18 protein-coding genes are annotated in these 24,790 nt (G+C 57.6%); 7 read left to right on the top strand and 11 right to left on the bottom strand.

Features of this window, described 5'->3' with window-relative positions:
* Nucleotides 1–22: 22 nt before the first annotated feature.
* The 10 genes from HMPREF1121_RS04575 to HMPREF1121_RS08810 form a co-directional block, all read right to left on the bottom strand.
* On the bottom strand, nt 23–2,671 hold the full coding sequence (locus HMPREF1121_RS04575) for a carboxypeptidase-like regulatory domain-containing protein (protein ID WP_052353597.1): 2,649 nt from the start codon (nt 2,669–2,671) through the stop codon (nt 23–25).
* A 36-nt stretch (nt 2,672–2,707) separates the two neighbouring features.
* Complete coding sequence (locus tag HMPREF1121_RS08655) at nt 2,708–3,553, bottom strand: GLPGLI family protein (RefSeq protein ID WP_084151959.1); 846 nt, start codon at nt 3,551–3,553, stop codon at nt 2,708–2,710.
* 881 nt (nt 3,554–4,434) lie between these two features.
* A complete protein-coding gene (locus HMPREF1121_RS04565) occupies nt 4,435–5,721 on the bottom strand; it encodes a hypothetical protein (RefSeq protein ID WP_044114965.1) in 1,287 nt (428 codons plus the stop codon).
* Nucleotides 5,722–5,806: 85 nt separating this feature from the next.
* The gene (locus tag HMPREF1121_RS04560) at nt 5,807–7,306 is read right to left on the bottom strand and encodes a leucine-rich repeat protein (protein WP_044114963.1); all 1,500 of its coding nucleotides are present in this window, start codon (nt 7,304–7,306) and stop codon (nt 5,807–5,809) included.
* A 77-nt stretch (nt 7,307–7,383) separates the two neighbouring features.
* Nucleotides 7,384–8,727: a leucine-rich repeat domain-containing protein gene (locus HMPREF1121_RS04555; protein ID WP_044114960.1), complete on the bottom strand. Its 1,344-nt coding sequence runs from the start codon at nt 8,725–8,727 to the stop codon at nt 7,384–7,386.
* Between the two features lie 35 nt (nt 8,728–8,762).
* A complete protein-coding gene (locus tag HMPREF1121_RS04550; protein WP_044114959.1) occupies nt 8,763–10,133 on the bottom strand; it encodes a DUF5074 domain-containing protein in 1,371 nt (456 codons plus the stop codon).
* A gap of 20 nt (nt 10,134–10,153) precedes the next feature.
* Nucleotides 10,154–11,185, bottom strand: a complete 1,032-nt coding sequence (locus HMPREF1121_RS04545) for a hypothetical protein (protein WP_044114958.1) — start codon at nt 11,183–11,185, stop codon at nt 10,154–10,156.
* A 10-nt stretch (nt 11,186–11,195) separates the two neighbouring features.
* Nucleotides 11,196–12,362, bottom strand: coding sequence for a YncE family protein (locus HMPREF1121_RS04540; RefSeq protein ID WP_044114956.1), 1,167 nt, complete (start codon nt 12,360–12,362; stop codon nt 11,196–11,198).
* The gene (locus tag HMPREF1121_RS04535) at nt 12,359–14,374 is read right to left on the bottom strand and encodes a TonB-dependent receptor (protein ID WP_232223735.1); all 2,016 of its coding nucleotides are present in this window, start codon (nt 14,372–14,374) and stop codon (nt 12,359–12,361) included. Before HMPREF1121_RS04535 ends, HMPREF1121_RS04540 begins: the two co-directional genes overlap by 4 nt.
* Before the next feature lie 447 nt (nt 14,375–14,821).
* Entirely contained in the window at nt 14,822–15,397 is a 576-nt protein-coding gene (locus HMPREF1121_RS08810; RefSeq protein ID WP_156946050.1) for a hypothetical protein, read from the bottom strand.
* A 931-nt stretch (nt 15,398–16,328) separates the two neighbouring features.
* On the opposite strand from HMPREF1121_RS08810, the gene HMPREF1121_RS04525 reads away from it, so the two are divergent.
* From HMPREF1121_RS04525 to HMPREF1121_RS04495, 7 genes are all read left to right on the top strand, one after another.
* Nucleotides 16,329–17,951, top strand: a complete 1,623-nt coding sequence (locus HMPREF1121_RS04525; RefSeq protein WP_044114953.1) for a glycogen/starch synthase — start codon at nt 16,329–16,331, stop codon at nt 17,949–17,951.
* Between the two features lie 143 nt (nt 17,952–18,094).
* Entirely contained in the window at nt 18,095–18,514 is a 420-nt protein-coding gene (locus tag HMPREF1121_RS04520; RefSeq protein ID WP_044114952.1) for an RNA-binding S4 domain-containing protein, read from the top strand.
* 41 nt (nt 18,515–18,555) lie between these two features.
* Nucleotides 18,556–18,822 (top strand): PqqD family protein, encoded by a 267-nt coding sequence (locus HMPREF1121_RS04515; protein ID WP_044114951.1) that lies wholly within the window; start codon nt 18,556–18,558, stop codon nt 18,820–18,822.
* Nucleotides 18,819–19,961, top strand: a complete 1,143-nt coding sequence (locus tag HMPREF1121_RS04510) for a nucleotidyltransferase family protein (protein ID WP_044114950.1) — start codon at nt 18,819–18,821, stop codon at nt 19,959–19,961. Before HMPREF1121_RS04515 ends, HMPREF1121_RS04510 begins: the two co-directional genes overlap by 4 nt.
* Nucleotides 19,958–21,568, top strand: coding sequence for an ABC transporter ATP-binding protein (locus tag HMPREF1121_RS04505; RefSeq protein WP_044114949.1), 1,611 nt, complete (start codon nt 19,958–19,960; stop codon nt 21,566–21,568). Before HMPREF1121_RS04510 ends, HMPREF1121_RS04505 begins: the two co-directional genes overlap by 4 nt.
* A 77-nt stretch (nt 21,569–21,645) precedes the next feature.
* Nucleotides 21,646–21,975 (top strand): metal-sulfur cluster assembly factor, encoded by a 330-nt coding sequence (locus tag HMPREF1121_RS04500; protein ID WP_044114948.1) that lies wholly within the window; start codon nt 21,646–21,648, stop codon nt 21,973–21,975.
* A gap of 5 nt (nt 21,976–21,980) precedes the next feature.
* Nucleotides 21,981–22,778, top strand: coding sequence for a UDP-2,3-diacylglucosamine diphosphatase (locus HMPREF1121_RS04495; RefSeq protein ID WP_044114947.1), 798 nt, complete (start codon nt 21,981–21,983; stop codon nt 22,776–22,778).
* Between the two features lie 121 nt (nt 22,779–22,899).
* Here the strand turns inward: HMPREF1121_RS04495 and HMPREF1121_RS04490 are convergent, their stop codons facing one another.
* Nucleotides 22,900–24,594 (bottom strand): hypothetical protein, encoded by a 1,695-nt coding sequence (locus HMPREF1121_RS04490; protein WP_198019159.1) that lies wholly within the window; start codon nt 24,592–24,594, stop codon nt 22,900–22,902.
* Nucleotides 24,595–24,790: the final 196 nt, after the last annotated feature.

Below are 24,790 nucleotides of genomic sequence, written 5' to 3'. Positions count from 1 at the left end.
CTGTAGGGTCTTGCTATGCGTATCAGAACAGCTTGAATCGCGCCTTGAGCATGATCGCCGAAGGGCGGATGTCGTAGTAGCTGTGCGAGGCGACGAGGTCGGAGAGCGTCCCCGAGCTGTAGAGACGCGCACCGAGGATATTCGTCCAGTCGAGGGTAAGGCGCACCTTCCGCCACGTGTAGGCGAGTCCGAGGTCCGCGAGTGTGAAGTGCCTCCCTTGAGTCACTGCATCGTTGTAGTAGTGCTCGGCGGTGAGCTTGATCGCTACATCCTCCAGGACATTCACGTGCGAGATGACCTTGTGGCTGAGGCTCTGTATCGGTGTGAGCCAGCTCCTATTCTCGAGGCGACTGCGGTGCAGGCCCCACGCGACGTTGTACTCCATCGTGAGCCATGATAGCGGCTTGAGGGAGCACCTCCCGCTGGCGCTGGCCCACTGACTCGTATAGCCGAGGAGCTTGCCTTCGAGGTAGCTCTTACCCTCGCTCTGGCCGAGGGCTGCATCCCCAGACACCGAGAGGGAGATCCAGTCATAGCCTTTGCTGAAGCGTGCATTGGCCGAATAGCTCTGCCCCGAGTGCGGCAGGGGAAGGCGCTCTACGACGGTGAGTGGGGGCTCGATCTTCAGCGAAGAGATGTCTTCACTGCGGTGGTGGCTGTAGCTGACCCCCGCGCTGAGGAAGAGCATCGAGAAGATATCCTTGTAGCTGAGGGTGAGCCCTGTGCTGGCCGTGCGCGAGCTGAACTGACGCATCTCGTGGCGTGTCAGGCTGCGGTAGCTCTGCATGATATACCCTGCGTAGAGCGAGCTGAGGGTGGGCTGTGTGAGGGCTATCGAGCCATTCAGCTGGAGTGTGAAGTCCGAGGCGAACTTATAGCTCACCCAGCCCCGCGGCTCGAAGTATAGCTTCCCCTCCGAGAGCCTTTCGCTTGGGCGGAAGCCGTCCTGCATCAGCGTGTGGTAGTAGAAGAGCGGGAGTACGGCGTGGAGGTTGAAGACCTCGGACTTGTAGCTCAGCTCATGACCCAGCCCAGCGCCAAGGCGAGTGAAGCTGATCCCGTTGTGCATATCCCGCGAGGGGAGTGGCTGATAGGTACCCGTGAGGCTCGTCGCTCCCAGCTCGGTATCCAGCGCCTGATGCTGGGCTTGGAGGAAGAGCCGTGGGCTGATGCGTAGCCCCCCGATATGCCATGCGGAGAGCAGGGCGAGTTCGGCGAAGCTGAGGAAGGTGCGGTGCCGTACGTCTTGCGTGAGCTCGGCATAGGGCGATCCGCTATTGATGCGGGGAGCATAGAGCCCTGGCTGGATGCTTAGGCGGTGCGGGGAGGTCGCTATGGCATTGCGCCAGAGGATCTCACCGCCCTTGCCGTCTGCCTTCGTCCGCACCCAGTGTGAGGTGTTGGTCGCTGAGAGGTAGCGCTGGCGCATCTGCTGTGTGAGGTCCTCTCCTGCTGAGACGATGCCATGCTCTTGCTCCCACGAGGCCTTGAGCTCGAGGAGGTTGTTGAAGTAGAGCTGCTCCTTATTGATGTTGTAGCGTAGCTCGCCCTCGAGCTGGTCGATCGTACCGCGATTGCGCAGGTCTTCGCTGATGACCTTCGTACCCTCGGGGAGGAAGTAAGTCGTCTGCGAGGCGCCATGTGTGCGCTCTCGGTCGTGGAAGAAGATGAGGTTGGCGTTCAGCTCCGCTTCATTCTTCAGCTTGTAGAGGTTGTTGGAGGAGAAGGCGTGCGTGTCGTTGTCATAGTAGCGAGGGCGAGAGATGCGGGGCTCGTCGGGCTGCTGTAGCGAGGTCATCGTGAGGCTGGGTAGGGGAGAGTCCGCGGTGAAGGAGCGCAGCTCGCGGCGTATGTCCTCCCCGTTATCATTGCTCTTGGCGGTCAAGACGTGCTGTCGCAGCTTGGCGAAGTATAGCCCGATCAGCTCTTCGCTGCGCCTCATCCTGCCGTCATAGCCGAGGCCGAGCTGTGCCGTCATACTGAAGGTGCCCTTGACTTCGTCCTTCAGCTTGAGGTTGATGGCGGCCTCGCTGCTGGGCTGGGTCTTCTCGAGCGCCTTGACGGGCTGGTGGTTCTCGAGGACCTGCACGGTGGCGACGTCCTTGGCCGATATGTTGTTCGTCGCGATGCCGTAGCGCCCTTGCAGGGCATCCAGCCCCTCGATGTAGAACTTATTGATCGGTTTCCCTTGGTACTTGATGAAGCCGTCCACCGAGACCTCTATATTCGGGAGCTTACGCAGGACGTCGGCGATGACTACATCATTCTTCCCGATGAAGGCGCCGACGGAGTAATTGACCGTGTCCTTCTTCCCCCAGATCTTACGAGCCTTCACCTGTACCTCTCTTAGGAGGGTGCGTGACTCCTTGACTCGGAAGTCGCAGGTCTGACTGACGTTCTCCACGCGGCGGTCCATGCGCTCGATCTCCATGCTCGCTACGCTGATGAGGAGCTGGGGCTGCGTGCTGCTGACGCTTAGGCGGTAGCTGCCGAGGGCATCGGTGAAGGTGTAGGCTAAGATCGTGCTGTCCGTCGGCACTAAGGCCAGCACGCGTGCGTACTCTACGGGCGCCCCTTGGAGGGTGCGTACGTGCCCCGTGATGATACTCTGCCCGTAGGAGGATGACAGGCTGAGTAGGAGGGCGAGGAGGAAGAGGATGTGTCGCTTCATGATAGCGCTGGTAGTAAGGTGAGTGAAGGGCGGGAGCTACTCTGCCTCCAGCCACAGCCAAGGGAAGGAGAAGTCTCGATTCTTATTGGTATTCCCAATGTAAATGTTGATGCCAAGCGACTGCTCGCAGAAGAGGATCGGCTGCTTGTGCATGCGTAGGATGGTCGCACGTAGCTTCTCTCGCGTAGACTTGGTGTGCGGGTAGGTCCAGAAGCGGATCGGTATGCTCTTATTCTCAACGTCTATGCAGGTGAAGACAAAGTATGCCTCCGTATCTTCTACCGCCAGGATGAGTCCCGGCAGTCCGCAGAACTTCCACGGGCCGTCAGAGAGGGGAATGTCTGAGGTGAACCAAGCGATGTACTTCCTCCCACGGAATTCCCCAAGGGCTTTCTGACACGTGTAGCTGAGGATCTTCTTGGTCTCCGACTGGATCTGCCACTTGAAGTCGGGCAATGGCTCGGTATATTGCCCATAGCCCGCGCCGAGGAAGAGGCGGTAGGAGGTCGTCAGTGCGCCTGGCTTGGGGTAGCCCTTGAAGACATCTTCGGGGAAGGTAATACCACTAAAGTCATCGACCGTCTCCGCGCCCTGCTTTATCTCGGCATCCGCTTTCTCGCGGGCTTTTAGGAGGTCACGGCTATAAGTCGCAGAGATACGCTTGCCGATGAGTAGCGTCTGCGTGTCCTTGTAGGCGACGTGGCTATACTTAGGGTTGGGGTTGAGCTTGGCTGCGATCTGATAGGTGATCTCATACTTGGCGGTATCGACTACTTGGTACTTGTCCGATGGCCCGTAGGTGGTCGGGAATATGAACATCTGGGCGGACAGCGTCAAGGCTTGCATGGATAAGCACAGCAGGAAGGCTTTTACGAGTCTCATAGTGTCTGATGGGGTCGGGTGATAGTGAGTTAGCGTGGTATGGTGTGGCTCTCGTCGTGGCGCACCTTAGGCGGTTGTAGCGTGGTGTATTGTCTTTGAGGTATGAGGGTGGAAGGCCCTTCGTGCGGGAGGGGAGGCGGGTGATGCGTTAGGTGAAGCCTCTCGAGCCGAAGGCTCCCTCGGACTCTGTTATCTACCACAAACTTAGTAAAACACCCGCACACAAGAAAGGCGCAAAGCAAGAGCCCCCTGACGCACGGCTATCCGCATACGTCAGGGGGCTTGCTGGCTATACTTATAGGAGGGTGGGGTGCAAACCACTACTTGTTCGTGGTGCAACCCAATAGTGGTACGGGTGCAAACCACTACTTGTTCGTAGTACAAACCAATAGTGGTACGGGGTGCAAACCTATATTGGTTCACGAGTCAACCTATATAGGTCGTCATCGCGACCTATATAGCTTCGTCGTCGGAGCAATATAGGTCAGCCCGCTGACCAATATAGGTCGATTTATCGCCCTGTAGTAGGGTGGTGGCGCAAGCGGCGCCTATCGCAAATATAGCTATAGCGAAAAGCTGTCACGGCAAGAAGGGGAGGGGATATGCGAACCAGTACTGGTCGCCGACGTGACCAGTACTGGTAACTGATATCAACCACTACTACTTTGCGCTGCGACCAGTACTGGTCAGACGAGTGACCAGTACTGGTTACTTTCCCCTCCTTGTGCCGGTGTGCGGTATAGGGCTGTAGTACAGAGCGTTGTGGTATGCTCGCTCGGAGCGCCTTTCCCCTGCTAAGAAAAAGAAATCTCCCCGAGGAGCAGGAGGCACATCCTCGGGGAGATCCTAAAGCACAAGTAAGAAGTGAGCCTCCTGCGGGGCTACTTCGTGGAACGGGGACGGATGACGCTCAAGAGGCTGACGTCCGAGGCGTAGTGGAGGTCGAAGGTGCGTAGCTCCTTCACGCTCTCGCTGGGGCTCGTGGGGAGCTGGAGCAGGAGGAGCTTCGTCAGGTCGTGCAGGAGGGGACCCGAGCGGCCTTGGTCGAGGTAGGAGACCAAGAGCGCCTTGAGGTCGGGGTGATAGCCTACCTGCATCTTGAAGCCCTGGCGGTTGTCCGCCTCGGTGCGCCCTGCGATGGTGTAGAGGAGCTGTGAGGTGAGACCCTGTACTTCACTTGCGGGACGGCTGGTGTCAATGGTGGCGGTGTAGACACTGCGCTCCTTGGCCTCGGCGCCGTTGAGATTGGGCGTACCCCCCGAGTAATAGATACGGTGCGTGGCGGGGTCGATGGTGACGCTGCGGCCGATGGGTTCGCTGAGCGTGAAGACTGCGAGGACCTTCCCCGCAGCGAGGTCGAAGAGGTAATAACGGTTCGCCGTGTCGCGTAGGATGACCTGAGCGCCCATACGGAAGATGTCCTTGATCTGCGCTCCCGAGAGGGCAATGGGTACCTTGTGTGCGGCGGTACTTCCCTTGTCGAAGGCAAAGGCCGCGGATTCATAGGGCACGAAGAAGTAGCCCTTGTCCTGCCAAGATGCTGCGCCCGTGGGGTAGCCGAAGATGCCCGTGAGGGCGGTCATCTTCCCCGTCTCGGGGTCGAGGCGGTAGAAGTGCTTCTTGTCGAAGGAGAGGTAGGTCGTGCCGTCGTCGAAGGTGAAGGAGTGGCGCACCCATTCATCGCCGTCGGGCTGGGTGATGCGTAGGTTCTTCGTGAGGCGCATCGTCTTGCGGTCGAAGAGGAGGAGGCGTGAGGCGTGCTCGCTGTCGTCGGTGAAGTCGTACTTCGCCATGTAGGCCAGATAGTCGCCCGCTTCGCTCAGCGTGCCTTCGCAGAGGTAGCCTTGGCCTTCGTACTCCTTATTAAGCGGTGTGGCCTTGTCGGAGAAGACGGGGAGGAGGGTCTTCGCCTCACGGTCGAGGAGGCTTAGGCTGGAGGCCACGCCCACGCCATCGGGCTGGCTCGTCAGGACAGCGGCAAGGCCTTGGTTGAAGATCAGGGTATAGCCCTCATAGTCCTTGTAGGCGGGCGGTGTGGGCTCTGGTGTAGGTGTGGGTACAGGCGTTGGTGTCGGTGTCGGTGTCGGCTGGGGGAGGGGCGTAGGCTTATCACCGCAGGCCGTGAGGAGGCTGAGGGCAAGGGCTACGCTGTAGATGCGGTAGTTCATAGTCGGCGTGTATCTAAGGGTCGGGGAGGAAGAAAGGCGAGGCAGCCACGGGTGTGGTACTGCCTCGCCTTTGCTTATAGGGGGATTACTTCAGTTCCTTGACGGTGAAGTTCTTCCACTTACCGTCGGTGATCTGATAGCTTGTCTTATTTGCAGGGGTCACGTAGAGGATGGGGTCCTTCATCTGACCAAAGGCTACGCTACCATCGTGGAAAGGGTCATCATCGCTGTAGGGGTTGAAGTCTACCTCGGGCATAGCACCAAGGAGGACAGCGACACCAGAGTTCTTATAATTGCCGTGGAATGCTCCGCGACCGATCTTCTTCACAGCTGGTAGGCTGATGTAGGAGATTTTGAGACCATTCCCACTGATGTTAGAGCCACCATTGAAGCAGATATGTCCGATCTCCTCGAGGAGGGGGAAGTTCACAGCCGTCAGCGAAGCGTTGTCGGTGAAGACTGCTTCGCCGAGCTTCTTCAGCTTGGGCAGGTGAGCGAAGTTGAGGCTACCCGTCTGCTGGAAGGCGAAGCTACTTACCTCCGTCACCCCTTCGGCGTAGATCGCCTTGAAGTTCTGGAATCTCTGTGTGAAGACGCCATTGTCGATACGCGTGATGCTCGAGGGGAGGACGAGGACACCATTGCGGCCCTGACCAGCGAGGTAGCTCTGACCAGCGCTCGTGATATCCGTCAGTACGCTGCCCTTGACCTTGAAGTACTTGCCGTCGAGGCTCTTGGGGATGGTGATACCGTCGAGCTTAGCGAAGTGGTGGCGTGCGATGAACTCGAAGTACTGCAGGAAGTTCGGGCTCTTGCTCTCATCGAAGACGAGGACCTTCTCCTCGGGCGTACCCCAGAAGGCATCTTCAGCCGTGCCGTAGGTCTTGTCGGTCTCGTCAATGGCCAGCGGTGGACGCTGTGCACCACCGAAGTCAACGGTCATAAGAGCGGAGCAGTTCTTGAAGGCTGCCTTACCGATCTTCTTCACACCAGGGGCGTGGATAGCCGTGAGCTTCGTATTGTCGAGGAAGACGCCATCAGCGATCTCCGTGACGGTAGCCTCGAGGGTGACGACACCGTCTGCGGGGGTCTTGTCGATAGGATAGGTGACGAGTACGCCATCCTTGATCTCAATCTCGGTACCAGGGATGGGCGCACCGTTGATGGTCTTGAAGTGGTGCTTCTTCGCGAAGTCTGTGAAGTCAGCGACCTTGTCAGCGGGGACGATGAGGTCCTTCTCTTCGGACGTGCCTTCGAAGGCATCATCGCTCGTCGTGGGGACGGTAGCACCGAGCTCGAGGCTGGTGAGTGCCGAGCCCTTGAAGGCTGCATCACCGATCTTCGTGAGCTTGGGTGCCTTGACGGTCTTCAGCGTCTTGTAGCCCTCGAAGACCTTGGCAGAGATCTCGGTGACTTCGGGGAGGGAGACGAGGCCCGTAGCTGCGATCTCCTTCTCGGGATAGGCTGAGAGGACGCCGCTCGTGATCGTGATACCGCTCTGAGGTACGACGGGCGTGTCGGTCTTGCTACATGAGGCGAGACCCAGAGTGAGGGTTAAGGCAAGGGGGAGAAACTTCTTAATCATAGTTGTGGGTTGGGGTGAAATATAGAGGCACGCCCGCCCTCGTGCTGCGAGAGCTAAGGGCGGGTGTGCGGGAGGAGTTACTTAGGCTCATTAGAGAAGCCGTAGCCAGCCTGCTGAGGCAGGAGGAGCTGCAGCGTCTTGGGATAAGCGAGGTATTCAGCGGGGATCTTGCCCGTGAGCTTATTGCCTGAGAGGACGAACATCGTGTAGCCGTAGTCGGGCAGACCATGCAGGCCAGCGTACTTAGCTGCATCGGGCAGATAGCGCTTGATGCGTGCGGGGATCGTGCCCGTGAGGTCGTTGTCGCTCAGGTCTACCGAGATGAGCAGGCTCTGCTGTGCACCACCGAGGTCCGTGGGGATCGTGCCTGAGAGCTTGTTGCCCTTGAGGTCGATGACATAGATACCCGTGAGGTGTGCGAGCTCAGCAGGGATAGAGCCCGTGAGCTGGTTGCCTGCGAGGTTGAGCTGCTGGAGCGTCTTCAGCGCACCGAGCGAGGCGGGGATAGCACCCGTGAGCTTGTTGCCCGAGATGTGGATCTCGCGGATGCGCTTCAGACTGCCGAGGGAGGCGGGGAGGCTTCCCGAGAACTCATTGAGGCCTGCGGAGAAGTACTCGAGCTGAGCGAGTGCGCCGAGCGAGGCGGGGAGCTCACCTGAGAAGTGACAGCCATAGAGGGAGAGGTACTTAGCGCTCTTCAGTGCGCCGATCTCCGTGGGGAGCGTACCCGTGAAGCCCTGGAAGGAGAGGTCGATATAGCGTGCCTTCGTCAGCTGACCGATCTCGCGGGGGAGCGAGCCGGTGAGGGTCTTCCCGTTGGGGCGGTGCTCCTTGGCGGTAGCGGGATCGCCATTCCACCACATGCTGAGGTCGTAGCGGCTATTGCTGAGGTCGAGGGTATCAAGCTCGGTGAGCTTGCCGATGGCGGGAGATACCTCGCCCGTCAGGCTCGTGAAGCGCAGACGCAGCGAGCGCAGGTGGGTCAGCTGATAGAGCTCGGCGGGGATGGTACCCGTGAGCTCGCGGTTGTACTGCAGCTGGAGCGAACGCAGAGCGGTGAGCTGTCCGATGCTCTTAGGCAGGGTGCCACGGAGCTTGTTGCCGCCGAGGTAGAGGGCGGTGACACGAGGTGCGCCTGCGACGTCGCTTACCTGGACGCCTGCCCAAGTAGCTACGGGGCGAGAGCTATTCCAGTTGTTGGAGTGCGACCAGTTCATCCCGTCGAGGCTCTTGTAGAGGTCTACAAGGGCGAGGCTGTCGGTCTGGATCGACCCCGTGATCGTCTCGCCTGCGGGGAGCTCCGTAGCGCGAGCGCTGGTGTTGCCAGCGGGCTGAGGCGCATCCTTCTGCTCCTTGCCGCAGCTGGTGACGACTCCACCGAGGGCGATAAGCGCGAGGGTAGAGAGGAGAGTTTTCTTCATTTTAGGTGAATATTAAGTGAACTAATTAGGATAAATCATCGGTTGGCCCCAGTGCGGCTGGCCGCATTGGGGATGAAGTAGAAGCCTGCGGGGAAGGAATTTACCTTCTCCTTCAGAAGGAGCTTCGTGCCGTCGGCCTTGAGGACCATCGTCACGTTCTTCTTGTTGTAGGTGCCGTCGTCCTCGAAGGCAGCGTAGTAGAGTTCGCCCGTAGCAGGGTCGACGCCGAGGCTGTTGTAGTACTTGTTCGCCGAGGTACCTACGCCATCTATCGTCTTGACATCGATGACCTGAGAGGTCTTGCTCGTAGCGAAGTCGTGGCAGTAGATGACGGAGCTTTGGCCCGTGAAGTAGAGCTTGTCGCCGTGAGCAAAGAAGGCGGAGGAGGTGGTACGCTCCCAACTTTGGGGGCCTGTTGCTGAAATGGACTTGTCAAGGATGTGGGTGCCGAGGGCGACGAAGTTGTCAGGGGTGGGATCTACCTTGAGGATCGCATTGGGGCTCGTCGTAGATATCCAGAGCTTACCATCGTGGCTGACGGCTATACCCGAAGGCTTGGCGGGTGAGAGGTCCAGCTCACGGACGACCTGAGTACCCTGGATCATCAGGATCTTGTTGTCTTTGGTGAGTGCAAAGATGCGTTCGCCGATCTGTGCCATACGCTGCTTCAGCGCCTTCTTTGTCCCAGTGATAGGTGTGAATCCTCCCTCTGAGGAGCCACGTAAGATCCCATCACGCTCAGTGCGAATGTAGATGTGGTCGCGCAGGACAGCGATATGTGTAGGGGTGCTCTGTGCGAGAGCCTCGTCGTTGTAGACCTTGACCTTCTCGAGGGAGTTGCTACTCGCGATGGTGAGGAGACCTTCACCGCCGTTCTTAGGACCGAGTTGTGAGAGGATATAGATCTGGTCATTCCCGAAGGCGAGGTCCTGGCAGACGTTCCCGAGCTTCGTGCCATTGACGCGGTAGTAAGCCTGATCGATGACGAGCTTCTTGGAGGGGTGGATGTAGGTCAGTGAGCCCGTCTCATTGCCGAAGTTCCCTTCGTTGAGGAGGAAGGCGCCTTCGGAGAAGCGGGGAGCAACAGTGTAGGTCTGCTTAGCGCTCTTGCCGTCGACAGTGAGCGTGACTTCATACTTACCTGGGTGAGCGGTGGTGAAGTCGAAGGTAGCACCTTCGGCAGCCTTCGCGCCGTTCACTGCCCATACGGCTTTGGCAGCAGCGTCCTTCGCTACACCAGCGACGCTCAGGTGAGCGGTGTCGAGCTGGTAGAACTCTAAGTTGCTTGCTACTCCGTCGATCGTCAGACTCGAGGGAGGATTAGGGCTTGGTGTGGGGTCATCCTTCTTACAGGAGGCGAGGCCAGCGATGAGAGCGAGGCTGGCGATGAGAATCTTCTTATACATGGTGGAGGAGGTTAGTGAAGTTAGTTAGGGATGTCTTCCTTGAGGAGATGGAGGTCCGTGATGCCCGAAATCTCCGTAGAGCATTCGCCGAGGTTGCCGTTCTCTTGGTTGACACCCGTATAAATCTTGATGAAGTCTACCCCAGGGAGGTACACCTTGCGCCCCTGCTTGTCGACAGCCCAGTCGATGTCGATGGTGGCATCCTTGCTGTCGCTCGGTGCATTGTCGGCGTAGCCATAGCTGAACTTACACTGCACGTAATAGGGGCTTTCGCTACTTTGGTTGTAGCCATTCTGTGGGAGGCGCGTCCCGCGGAAGGTGAGCTTGTCGCCCTTGACCCACTGCGGGAAGTAGGGCTGTGCGTGAAACGGGTTCTTGACCTTGTAGCCGGAGTTGCCCTTGTTGTCCTGCCAGCGGATGTAGGTGCTCCACACTTCGTTGGACGCAGGTTCATTGGCTGGACGGTAGTAGGTCATCTCAAAGTCTCGATAGCAGTTGAGGTCTGCTTGTGGGGCGTGACTTTTGAGGAAGGCATACCATGGCTCTTGGGTGGGATCGACGTGTGCGCTCCCTGCGATTTCGTACCACTCGTCTTCATCGGGGCGGCCGTTGTGATTGGCATCGTAGGCGACCATAATAATCCCCGGCTCACAGCTCCCAGCTTCGAAGGCTTCCTTCTTGCTACTGCTGTAGAAGGCATTGCCGAGCACACGGAAGTCGCGCTGCCCAGCTACGTTCGTGATGGTGTGGTCAAAGCCAACCACGATATATCCGCCCCAGCCACCGAGAGTGACCAAGCCTCGTTTATTATCCTTAAGCTCATCCAAGGCCTTTCGGTTCATATCCTCCTGCGTGTCGCCTGCTTCATACTTGGGGAGTTCGTTCGTGAACTGTCCCACGGCTGGGAGGTACTCGAGGACGCGCGTAATGTAGGGGCTATGCGTGGTAGGTAGAGGCTCAGGGCGTGGTGTCTCCTTCTTGCACGCTACGAAAGCGAGGACGATAAGGAGGGTGAGCGCCGTGAAGGTACGCTGGATATAATGCGGTGTCATTGTCGTATCCTTAGTGATGAAGGGGGTGAAGTGGCTGGGTCGTGAAGGCGATGTGCGCAGGGATGTCTCCCGTCTTGACACTCCACTTACGGCGCCCCGTCTTGAGGTCATAGCAGTGGAGTTGTCCTGGGTGGACGTAGTCCTGAGCGTCGGTGAGGTAGAGTTCGCCCTGCTCGCTATTGATGGCCAGGCCATAGGGTAGCTGAATCTCCTTGTCCGTGCCGTCCTTGATGAAGTTGCGGTCGATGACCTCTTGCTTCTTGGTGTCGATGACGGTGTAGCTGATGGTGTTCTTCCCCGTGAGGTAGCTCCACTCGGAGCTGTAGACGAAGAGGGAATCACCTGAGAGAGCCATATTGGAGCAACCGACCTCGAGCGTCTTGGTGACGTGCTCGGTCTTGGGGTCAAAGACAAAGAGGCGGGAAGGGACGCCCTTATAGTCACCGCGCGAAGATGCCCAGATCTTACCGTAGTTATCCAGCTGAAGGCGGTGAAGGTTGATGGCGACATCGACCTGCTTCTCCTCGGTGAAGGTCTTTAGGTCGATGATGGAGATGGTCTTGTCGTAGTTGGGGGCACGGTAGCCGCCAGAGTTGGCGACGTAGAGCTTGTCTCCATGGATGAGAAGCTCTTCGGGCTGGTAGCCTACGGGGCATTCGGCTACGACCTTGAGGGTGGCGGTATCTACCTTGGCTACATAGCCGAGGCGTGCGTTGGGGTCGATCTTGACGGGACCAGCGTAGGAGGATACGTAGGCGAAGCCATCCTTGAAGGCGATGTAGCGACAGTTAGGGATGGAGAGCTTGCCGATGTGCTTGGCGGTGCGCACGTCCATGACCTCGATGAGTCCTGAGACGTTGATGACGGCATAGAGACGGCTACCGTGGATTTGGAGATCGTTACCGACATCGCCCAGCTCCTTGACGACATTGGGGTTACGCTCGGCGTAGATGTTGCGTGTATAGAAGGCTGTCGTGTAGTCGTAGTAGTCGAGGGTGGCCTTGTTGGAGCCCATGTTCGCCTCGTTGAGGAGGAAGAAGCCCTTGATCTTTCCTGGGCGGCCTGGTGCTCCGACACGCACACGGGACGAAGGAATGATCTCTTCCTCTTTGCGGCAAGATGAGAGAGCGACCATAGCCACGAGGAGGCTCAGTAGGAGGTCTCGGAAGCGGTTCATAGGGTGTATTCGGCTTTCAGCTTGAAGTTCGTCCCGGGCATGGGGTAGGAGCGTACGACTTCGTACTGCTGGTTAAGGAGGTTGCTCACCTCGGCGGTGAGGCGTAGCTGGTGGCGACGGAGGGCAAAGGGGCGCGAGAGCGTCAGGTCGCTGGTGTACCACGGGCGGACATAGTTCTCGCGGATGTTGGCACTGGAGTCATAGCGTTCGCCCGTGTAGATGAAGCTGTAGTTCAGCTCCCAACCACGCCAGCCGAGGGTGACGATGGCCGAACCGCTGTGCCAAGGGATATAGGGTATCTGCCCACCATAGTAGCTGTCGGAGGGATCGGTGAGGTCTTGGGCCTTCTGATAGGTGTAGGTGAGGCGTGTCGAGGCGGTGACGGCACCCAGTAGCCACTGCGTCTCGAGGGTGAGGTCAATACCACGGATGCGGACGTGCCCGAGGTTGATCATCGTCCACTGGAACTGGTTCGAGGTCGGTACGGCAATGATCTTGTCGTCGACATAGTTCAGATAGCCGTCGGCTTGCACCTCGAAGCGGCGCAGCACCCCACGAGTAAACGCCTTGGCATAGACCGCCCCGAGGTCGTACTGCGTAGTATACTCGGGGTGTAGGTACTTATTGCCGATGAAGGTATAGTAGAGGTCGTTGAAGGTGGGCATGCGGAAGATGCGCTTGTAGAAGCCACGCAGGCTGAGGTCGTGCTCAGCCAAGGGCTTGTAGCTGGCGATGAAGGTGGGGGTCCATACGCTCTTCTCGGGGGCTTGTCCATCCTTAGCCTTCGTCCAGTCATGGACGTAGGTATGCAGGAGGCTGGTCTGCGCCTTGAAGCCCCCGTGCGTGTAGTCTGCTGCCGCCGAGGTCAGCAGGGTGAGGCGTGTGGGATAGGCAAAGTCACGAAGGTCAGCCGTGAGGGTATTGTACTGCACATCCGAAGCTAACGCAATGCGCCAGTCGCTGCCGAGGGCGAGCTGATGGGCGGTGGAGAGGTAGCCTTCGTGCTGGTGGTAGTGGTTATTGACGTACATCGTCGTCACATCCAGACGCGGGTCGGAGAGGTAGTGCAGATAGTCGTAGGCATACTTCGCATTAGCCAAGAGGGTGTATCTGCCGAAGGTCTTCCGCAGCGAGCCTTGTGCTAATATATCGGTGTCCCACTGACGGTCCTCGTGCTTGAACTTCCCCGGCTCTTCGCGCACGAAGGCTCCGGGATAGCCACGCTCAGAGCGATAGAGGTACGCCTTGGCACGCCACTCCCCTTCATCCAAGCGACCGAAGAGCCCCGACTCGAAGCGCAGAGAGTGTACATCGCCATTGTGACGCACGGCGGTGGTGTCGTAGCCGTCTTTCTTCCGATAGGAGAAGGGGTAGCGTCCCGAGGTGTAGAGGTATTCGCCACTCACCGAGAGGTCGAGCTGTGGGGAGAGACGTTGCTCGTAGAGGAGGGTGGGATTGAGGGTGGTGAAGGAGCCCACCTTAAGTGCCGCCTTGAGGTTGGTCTTACGCTGGGGAGAGAAGGAGGGGCGACGCGTGGTCATATAGAGTGCAGCCGCCGAAGAAAAGCTCTTGGCAGGCTGGAGGATGGTGCTACGCTGACCATTATATATGGAGACGGTCTCCATATTGTCGAGGGAGAAGCGCCCGAGGTCTATCTGCCCGTTCTGTGCATTGCCCAGCTGCAGGCCATCATAGAAGACGCCCACATGCTGGGAGCCCATGCTGCGCACGTTCACCGTCTTCAGCCCCCCGATGCCGCCGTAGTCCTTGATCTGGACGCCGGCGAAGTAGCGTAAGGCATCAGCTACGCTCACGGCACTAAGGCGCTGGAGGTCGCGCCCGCCCAAGACTTGTGCGGGTATGACATCCTTCGGGATCAAGCGCTCCGTGACGACCACGCCCTCGAGGACATGGATACTGTCAATATGCCCAGCAGCCCAAGCCTTAGTCAGAGGAAGTAGCACGAGGCATAATAGCAAGAGCGCACGCTGTCTGCTATGATGAAGTTTCATTAAGTCGGTTTCAGTTAGTAGTCAGAGGGGGGGCTTGTCTTGGTAGCGTCTCTCTGACACTAGCTATTGGGTACAAAGGTAAGGCTTTTGGTGGGCTTGCCCGCGAGAGTGATGATGCGAGGGCTGACGGTCAATCTTGACAGCCACACCAGCCGTCAGCTTACGAATAGCCTAAAGACGGGGCTTCTTCGCTGTCAAAGTTAGCCCTTTCAGCGCGGAGTACGGCGGGGGAGCTATGGGAGGGAAGGATGCTGTCTTGCGGATGGGGGTGGTGTGAACCTATATTGGTCGGCGGGTGGATCTATATAGGTCGTCATCGCGACCTATATAGCTTCGTCGTCGGACCAATATAGGTCAGCCCGCCGACCTATATAGGTTGATTTATCTCCTTGTGGTAGGGGGGGGCGCAAGCAGCGGAGGTAAGCTCCTGCCTGCTACCCTTCTCCACTAATGGAAGAGGCGATAATCAGAGGTATAGGTGAGCCCCAGGGAGAGCTGGGTGAAGGGGTAATCTCGCAGCCCGTGCTCTAAGCCACAAGAGGCAGCGAGATGACGGTTGATGCGGTAGCTACATCTTGCCGAAAGGTGCATCGGCTCATCGCCATACTCCGAGCCGTAGCTATGCTTCATCCAACCGTTATATCCACCCAGCTGGATCGCAAGATGCCAGTTCTGTAGCTGAGAGGATAGTGCGAGGGCATACGTAAAGGCATCATTCTGCTTCTGGACAGTCTCCCAGCACATAAAGCCAATATGTCCGCTTAGCCTTAAGCTGACAGGCGAAGCATCTGGGGACAATAGATTGCGCCCGACTTCCAAATGGAAGAAGTAGCCAGGCGTATCAAAGAAGCGCATACTCTCATTGGCTATCGGCTTAGGAGAAGCCGTCTTCAGCGTATAGTTCAGCACCACATTAGGTCTCCATCCAGCATTCTCCGCCAGCAAGCGCACTCGGGTCTGAAGGTATATATCCCCTACGATCAGCCCCTTTTGATGGTCGCTTGTAATACCTCTTTGGCTCATACTCTCAGGCGACCACTGGAAGTACTCCGCTCCATATCCATAGATTCTCACAGAAGCCCGCTCGGAGATGATCGGTATTTCCAGATCGGTAAATAAGGTAGCCGTCTTATCCTTTTGCGAGAGCTGGTACAGCAAGCTGTTATGAAGCCGAAGTCCTTGGGGGATCATTGCCTCACGTGCCTCTGGGATGGGATTGGCATTCGGCCCATACCACCGCGGGCTATAGCCCATGAATTGCTGAGCCTGCACCTCGACTATAGAGGTCCATAGCAGGCTACAGGCACAGAGCCATCTAAATATAGCCAGCGATCCCTTACTCATCTTCCTATCTAAGCTTACTGATTTGTTGTTTGCGTCCAGAGACATAATTAAAGATATTGCGCCCAAAGATACAGCGTAAGTTGCATATCCCTGAGGTTCAGGGCTGAGGCAGAGGGGACTCTTTACCCTAATGGAGGGGATGCAGGGCAAAGTGGCGTGCTTGCTAGAGCTACATAAGGGAAGGCTACCACACCCCAAAGGAGGGGGATATACGAACCAGTACTGGTCGCCGAAGTGACCAGTACTGGTAACTGATATCAACCAGTACTGCTTCGCGCTGCGACCAGTACTGGTCAGACGAGTGACCAGTACTGGTTACTTTTCCGACTTCGTAGGGTCCTGAGTAAAAGTACGATACGAAGTACCTCTTGCGAGTCGTGAGAAGTAGCTCAAGTGATGGGTGCTCTTCGTGCTGATAGCACTGGTGTAGAGCGCGTTGCGCACGATAGGGTAGGGCGCTCCCCGTGGGTGGGGTGGGGCTTGCTAAGGAAATGTAAAAAGGAGATGTGGTAATTTGGGGGCGAATGCTTAACTTTGAGACAAAGGTTACAGCCTGGCTGGCTGGGACCTCACGGCAAGATACATTCATTACCTTCACTGTACTACGATTATGATCCTCGAGACCAGTTGGGAAGTCTGCAATAAGATGGGAGGGATCTATACCGTCCTCTCCTCACGTGCAGACGTGATGACCCAGCACCACCCCGCACAGGTATGCTTTATCGGGCCACTCCTCGCCGACGAAGGTGCGGCGTTGCCCCTTGACTTCACCCCTGGAGAGATCCCCGAGCTCCAAGGCTGGCTGCGAGAGGTCCTCCCGAGCCTCGGTCTGCGTGTCGTAGCAGGTCGCTGGGGTATCGAGGGTGAGCCCCCCGTACTCCTCGTGGACTTCAAGCCTCTGTGGCGAGAGAAGGATGATCTCTACTTCGAGCTGTGGAAGGCCTATGGCCTCGAGAGCGACAAGGGCTATGGGGACTATGACGAGAGCAGTCTCTTCGGTATCGCCGCCGCACGCCTCATGGCCAGCATCGCCGCCTGGCGCAGCGATGAGCGCACCATCGCTATCTTCAACGAGTGGCAGACCGCCATGGGGCTCCTCTACCTACGACAGCAAGCCCCCAGCGTCCGCACGCTCTTCATCACCCACGCCACGACCGTCGGCCGCTCTATCGCGGGGAATGACAAGGAGCTCTACACCTATATGGATGCCTACGATGGCGACCAGATGGCACGCGAGCTGGGTGTCGAAGCCAAGCACGAGGTAGAGAAGCTCGCCGCACACCAGGCCGACGTCTTCGCTACCGTCAGCAAGCTCACCGCTCGCGAAGCCAAGCAGCTCCTCGGGCGCGAACCCGTCGTCTTGCCCAATGGCTTCCACGTCGGGACCTCCCCCCTCGCTGCTCCCATGCTCTCGAAGCGCGGTAAGTCGCGCCGTCTCCTCGGTGCCGTAGCTTCGCGCCTCTACGGGCAGCATATCGATCCTGCACGCTCCTTCTTCATCTCTCTCGGCGGACGCTATGAGTACCGTAATAAGGGGATCGACCTCTTCATCGAGTCCCTGCACCACTTCGCCGAGAGCTATACGGGTGACCGCGACATCGTGGCCTTCCTCCTCGTGCCTGCATGGCAGGCTGGCCCCCGTGCCGACCTGCAGTACCTCCTCTCACATCCACAGGATGAGCAAGAGAGTCCCCTACAGTACCCCATGCTCAGCCACTGGCTCTACAATACCGAGCATGACCGTGCCGTCTGCCACATCCGTCATCGTGGCCTCGACCGCACCGACCGCCGTGTGAAGGTCGTCTTCGTGCCCTGCTACCTCAATGGGCTCGACGGTATCCTTGACCAAAGCTACTACGACCTCCTCGTGGGTATGGACCTGACCATCTACCCCAGCTACTACGAGCCCTGGGGCTATACGCCGCTGGAGAGTGTGCGCTATGGCGTGCCTACGATCACGACGACGCTGGCGGGCTTCGGCCTGTGGGCTGAGGAAGAGCAGACGAAGAAGCCCTTCGCCTCCGCCCCTCACAAGCCTGTGCATATCGTCGAGCGCACGGATACCAACATCCCCGAGACCATCGAGGCGATCTCCCGTCTTATCGGCGAGCAGCTTGCGCTGACGCCCGACGAGCAGAAGGCCCAGCGCAAGAAAGCCTACGAGCTGGCGCGCTGTGCTGACTGGAAGCTCTTCTATCAGCACTACGAGGACGCCTACGCCCTCATGCCGTAGCCTACACCTTTATGTATTATCCTACACCTTTATGTATTATAAGGAACTGGGCGCGTGCGCACGCGATAACGCTGGGATAACACCACTTATGTTACTTCTTCAAAGAGAATACATATCTTTGCTGTAATTATATACGACAAAGCATGGGAGAAGTACGTGTCGATAAGTGGCTCTGGGCCGTCCGCATATTCAAGACCCGTTCGCTGGCCACAGACGCGTGCAAGAAAGGGCGCGTCAGCATCGGCGGAGTGACTGTCAAGCCCTCACGTACCCTCCAGCGAGGGGACATCGTCTCGGTGCGTAAGCCACCGGTCGAGTACTCCTTCCGCGTGGTAGAGCTTCTGGCGAGCCGTGTCGGTGCTAAGCGTGTGCCTGAGTTCATGGAGAACGTCACGCCCGCTGCACAGTACGAGCTGCTCGAGCTGCAGCGCATCTCGGGCTTCGTCGATCGGGCCAAGGGTCTCGGGCGTCCTACGAAGAAGGACCGCCGCGACCTGGATCAGTTCGCCGAGGACATGCCTGAGGATCTCGACCTCTTCGACTGGGATGAGGACTGGGATTAGCCACCCCTACAGACGACTAAACGACAAACGTATCACAGATAATGAGAATTAAGGACCACATCTCTCTACGTAAGATTGCGGATGAGTACATCATGATCGCAGGCTCGGGAGATAGCTTGGACTACACGCAGGCGGTGAGCCTCAACGATAGTGCAGCCTACCTCATCGAGAGCGTGCGTGAGCGCGACTTCACCCTTGAGGACTGGGTCGAGCTACTCACCGACCGCTACGAAGTGAGCCAGGAGCAGGCACGTGCAGACGTCGAGCTCCTCTCGCAAATGCTCAAAGAGGCCGGGATCATCTGTTGAGCCAAATAGCCCCGCTCTCGCATGACGAGGAGCTCTTCCTCAAGCTCCTGAGCTGTGCCCTGCACTCAGAGCTCCCCGAGGCACGTGACTTCACGGGTCTGGAGGAGGCATCGTGGCGTAGGATCCACCGCTTAGCAGTATCGCATGCAGTGCCGGCCTTCGTCGGGGACCGTATACTTACCCTGCCGAAGGAAGCCCTGCCCAACCGCGACATGCGCCTGATGATCTTCTCGGAGATCGAGCTCACACGGCGGGGCAATGCCTATCTAACCAAAGCCTTAGGCCAGCTACAGAAGACCTACGAAGCCGCAGGCCTGCCCTTCATCTTACTCAAGGGGCTGAGTCTTGGCTGCTTCTATCCCGATGCCACCCTCCGCTCTGGAGGCGACTTGGATATTCTCTTCCATTCGGATGCCGACTACGAGCGGGGCAATGAGCTCCTGCGCAAGGCCGGTCACAAGCTCCACGACGACTCCGAGGTGCGCTATGGCCATACGGCCTTCACCTACGGCCGTACCATCGTGGAGAACCACGCTCGTGCCGTCTTCTTCGACCACAAGCGCCACAATAGACACTTCGATGCCCTCGTCCAAGAGGCTATCAGCAGTGGGAGCCTCATCACCCAGCATCATGGGGACTACACCATCAAGACGCTCCCCCACGAGCTGAATGTCGTCTATATCTTCATCCATCTCTTCTTTCATTGGCTTCACTGGGGCGTTGGCTTCCGTCAGTACAGCGACTGGCTGCTGATGATGACTAAGCTCAAGGGCCAGCTCGACGAAGAGAAGATCCTCAGTATGGCGAAGGATCTCGACATCCTCTACCCCATGCAGCTCTTCGCGCAGGCCGCTATCCGCTACCTGCGTGTCTCGCCGGAGATCTTCCCCTTCCCCCTGCTTCTTCAGGATGATCCGCACACCGAGCAGATCATCCGTGACGTGATACATAGTGGGAACTTCGGCTTCGCCCAGCGCCCCATCAAGGCGCAGAATAAGTGGGTGACCAACTGGCGTAAGTTCCGCTTCAAGATGCGCCGCTCACGTCGCCTCTACGACATCACGCCGACCCATGCCTCGCGCATCATCTGGGGTTCTGTCTTTGGGCACCTCATGCTTATGATCCGTCGGCGGAGATGATCGACCTCGTACGCTTCATACTTAGAGGGCATAAGTGGGGCATCCTGCTGATCCTCCTCTTTGGCTTGGGGACGGTCTCCACGAACCTGATCTTCATCTGGCTATCGAAGTGCGTCATTGATATCGCCGTACACCAGCGCGGTGGCTCCATACACACCTATTCGGTAGCGCTCATCCTCACACTCGCTCTGCAGGTCCTCTGCCGAGTCATCACCGTCCGTCTCTCGAACTATACCGCTGCACGCATGAGCAATGCCGTGCAGTCGAAGGTCTTCGCACACCTGCTCTACACACGCTGGTCGCACCTCGGGCAGATGCATAGCGGTGATATGGTCGTGCGCATGCTCAAGGACACCGATAGCCTTGTCGCGCTCTTCGTCACGTCCCTGCCGTCAGCTCTCATCGCCTTAGCACAGCTCGTCGGCGCTCTCTGTCTCCTGTATTACTTCAGCCCACCGCTGGCCCTTATCCTCGGCGTGGGGATGCCGCTGCTCGCAGTCTTCAGCAAGGTCTACTACAAGCGTATGCGTCGCTACACCGATGAGATGAAGCAGTCGGAGAGCGAGATCACGGCGCACATCCAGGAGTCGCTGCTGAACCAGACCGTCATCCGTACCTTCGAGCACCAAGCCTCCTCCATCGACCATCTGGCGATGCGCCAAGGGCAGTACCTCGGTGCGGTGAAGCGCCAGACCTTCGTCTCGGTCTTCGCGAACCTCATCATGCAGGGAGCCTTCTCGTGTGGCTACCTCGTGGCATTCCTCTGGAGTGCTCGCGGGCTTTATGGTGGCACGATCTCCTTCGGGCTTATGACGTCGTTCCTCCAGCTCGTGGCACGTATCCAGAGCCCGCTGACGACGCTTATCAGCCTCCTGCCGACACTCATCTCTGCGAAGAGCTCGCTGGATCGTCTGGCGCATCTCCTTCAGTTCAAGACCGAGCAGATCGGTCGCAGTGTCCAGCTCACTAGCCCTATCCGCCTCGCTGTCGAGGATATGGGCTTCCACTATCCCGACGGTGAAGAGTGGATCTACTGCCACTTCTCCCTCGAGGCTTCGACGGGCGAGATGGTGGCACTCATGGGGCGTACGGGCGCTGGTAAGACCACGCTCCTGCGTCTACTGCTTGGACTTGTCTCGCCTGTCGAGGGGGCTATCCGCCTCTATTCCGGTGGCAGTAGCTATGTGGTGAGCGAGATGACGCGCTCCAACTTCGTCTACGTCCCGCAGGGCGGATCGCTCTTCAGCGGGACGATCCGTGAGAATCTCCTCCTCGGCGATGAGTTCGCTACGGAGGCCGACCTGCATAAGGTGCTGCATCTGGCTATCGCGGACTTCGTGCTTGACCTGCCGAAGGGCCTTGATACGACCATCGGTGAGCGTGGGCTGGGCCTCTCCGAAGGGCAGGCACAGCGTATCGCTATCGCCCGCGCGCTCCTTCGTCCTGGGCGTATCCTCCTCCTCGACGAAGCCACCTCGGCGCTTGACCAAGCCACGGAAGCGCAGTTCCTCAGGAACCTCCGTGAGCACGCCTCGGACCGCCTTATCATCTTCATCACCCACCATCCTGACGTCGCGGCGGCCTGTGACCGAACGCTACAGCTGTAGCAAGACGTCCGTTTCCCTACGTTAATTGTTTATACTACGGAGGAGCATTACCCTCCCCTCAACGATAACGATATTTTATGGCAGAAGAATTAGAGAACGAATACCTCCGTATAGAGGAAGATATAGTAGCTGCACTACGCACCGTCTACGACCCCGAGATCCCCGTGAATGTCTATGACCTCGGGCTGATCTACTGCGTGGAGCTCACCGATGAGAAGTTCGTCACCATCACGATGACCCTCACGGCACCCAACTGTCCCGCCGCCGACTTCATCCTCGAGGACGTGCGTATGAAGGTCGAGGACGTCGAGGGCGTCACGGGTGTCGAGATACAGCTCACCTTCGAGCCCGAGTGGAACAAGGATATGATGAGCGAAGAGGCGATGCTGGAGTTAGGCTTCCTTTAGCAGCGATGAGCGAGCGTAAGAAGGTCTTTTTCACCAGTGATGCCCACCTCGGCTCGGGCTATCATGCGGATCCTCGTGCCGTAGAGCAGCGCCTGGTGCGCTGGCTGCGAAGCATCGAGGATGAGGCGCGTGCGGTCTACTTCCTCGGGGATATGTTCGACTACTGGTTCGAGTACCGTGCGGTCGTCCCCCGTGGGCACGTGCGCTTCCTTGGCCAAGTCGCTGAGATGAGCGACCGTGGTATCGAGATTCATTTCTTCGCGGGCAACCACGATGTGTGGTTCGCCGACTACATGCAGACGGAGCTGGGGGCGAAGGTCCACCACCACGCCGAGGTCATCGAGCTTGATGGGAAGACCTTCCGTCTGGCACATGGCGACGAGGAGTACTGTGGCTACCGCCGCATGGATAAGTTCCTCTACCGCCTCTTCCGCTGCCGTCTGGCGCAGGTGCTCTATGCCGCTGTCCACCCCCGCTGGACGGTAGGCTTCGCTCTCTCCTGCTCGCTGCGTAGCCGTAAGAAAGGCCTCAAGCGTGCGACCCTCGGCGAGGTGCCCCACGCCTATCAGAATGATTACTTCGATGTCGAGAAGGAGTGGCTGGTGCGCTGGACCAAGGCCTATGCTGCCGAGCACCCCGAGATCGACTACTACCTCTTCGGGCATCGTCACCTCTTGATCGATCTGGCGCTGCGTGGCGACAAGCGTATCGTCATCCTCGGCGACTGGCTCCAGTACAATTCGTTTGCGGTGTGGGACGGCACGTCGCTCTTCGTGGATCAATTCATCGAAGACGAAGCGTAGCCCCGCCCTTCACCCCTCTCACCAAAGCGCCCACGAGATCGGTAGCATCGGCTGCCGAGCCCGTGGGCGCTTTGTGCTTTCTCGGTCGTAGGTGCTACTCCCGCTGGTAGATGCGCAGGGCTTAGCGTCCACTTTTTATTCCGAGTTCTTCACACTTGCTCGCATAGAGCTCCTGAAGAGAGTAGTAGTGGCTCACGGCGGAGAAGATGTGATCTATGCGATCGAATCCCATGCCAGGGCTCTGGAGCTGCATATGATAAATGTATGTACTATCCTCCCGCATTATCACTCCGATCTCACCTACTTTATCCTCGAGGCGCTCCGTCTGCAGGAAGTAATAGACCTTATAGTGAGGGTAGCGACGTAGCGTGTCGACTGAGATGTTGCTCCAAAAGATCTCTTCGATCTGCCTCTGCCTATTACGCATGAAGTAGGGGGCTTCTTTGAGAAGCACTACCTGAGACTTTGTGTCTTGAGTTATGATCAAGCTACTTGCTAAGGTGGAGTGTTCGTGAGATGGAGAGAATATATCCAGTCTGAAGTGCCAGATAAGCATCCCCAGAAGCAAGACGATAAGGTACGGTAGCAGTCTGGGTATCTTTTTGCACAGGCTTATGATGAATAGAGGTGTAGGCCTATCTCCCTCTGTAGGCGGTGGGGTAGCAGATACGGCTGGGGTGATGTACTGTGCAGCGGTGGAGATCACCTCGCTCTGTGGACGTAACTGCGCATGTAAGCGCCATTGCTTTTGGTAGATATGCAGAGTGCTCTCAGCATCCTTGATGTAGAGCTTATCTCCTGCCATCTGCAATGGGAACTCCGCAAGCAGGTGATTACCTATAGGCTCTTCCTCCGAGATTATATCCCCTATCCAATAGAACTTGCGAGCCTTCAAGTCAAAGATCCCAGCGCAGCGATATCCATCGAGTGCGTAGTGTCGCTCTGCTATGAATGTAAGGTGCTCTCCGTATAGTTGTGGAGCATTGAGGGTATCAAAAGCCTTTCTACCATAGGGGTCTACTTCTGATAACCCATATCTCTTGATGATCCTGGCAGTAGCAGCGTTGATGATGCATATTCCCCAATTACTGACTAATACGATGTCCTTTTCAGCTTCACGGAAGAAGCACCACCTCAGACTGTCGATGATAGTATAGTTGGAGGAATAATCTTCAATACAGACTCTCCCCGAGAACTGACGGATAGGCTTACCCGTCTCCAGATCCAGAGCTATGAGTCGGAACCAGCGGGTACAGATCCAGAGTCGGCCTTGTGCTATACCCAGCACCTTTTCAAGGTGGTCAAGGTTGTCGGGGTCATTGCTACTACTATCACGCAGGGGTAGGTCGAAGGTCCAAAGCGCTTCTCCCGAGGAATTCAAGCGACTGAGTTTAGACTCGAAGTCCCTATAGCCGATGATCTCCTCTCCCATTTTATACAAGCGGTAAGGGACGTTTTGTGCTAAGAGAGGTTGCCCGTCTGGGACTGAAAGGATATTCTCACCCGTCTCTAAGGTTTTAGGATTGCAAGTATGATGCCCAATGTATGCGCCTGCATCTCCATCAAGTAGGCGAACCTCCTGCTCAAATACTTTCAGCAAGGTATGTCCCGAATAGACTTCTATGCAGCCATAGCTATACCAAGCGTAGGTGTATTCGCCCACGGAGACAAGCTGACTTGCGGGCCTCGCTTTCTCAAGCAAGACACCATCAATATAGAGGTAGCCCCGCCCATTCTCCTCATAGGAATAGTCTCCCGTGATGGGGTTAATGCCCTTCACATTCTTGATTTGGGCGATCTCTTTGTAGGCTATCATTGTCGTCTGAATAAGCTATTTCTTTTGGGGGATGTGGGGGAGTTCGCTGTCAAAGTTAGCCCTTTCGGCGGGGAGTACAGCGGGGCGCAGAGGCGCGGGCATGCGGGCTTGCGGAGGGTGGGATGCATACCACTACATGTTCGTGGTACAAACCAATAGTGGTACGGGTGCAAAATACTACTCGTTTGTAGTGCAA

Source organism: Porphyromonas sp. KLE 1280 (assembly GCF_000700805.1).
GTDB classification, from domain to species: Bacteria; Bacteroidota; Bacteroidia; order Bacteroidales; family Porphyromonadaceae; genus Porphyromonas; species Porphyromonas pasteri.
The sequence above is the reverse complement of the archived record's forward strand: the minus strand, read 5'-3'. Positions and strand labels throughout refer to the sequence as shown.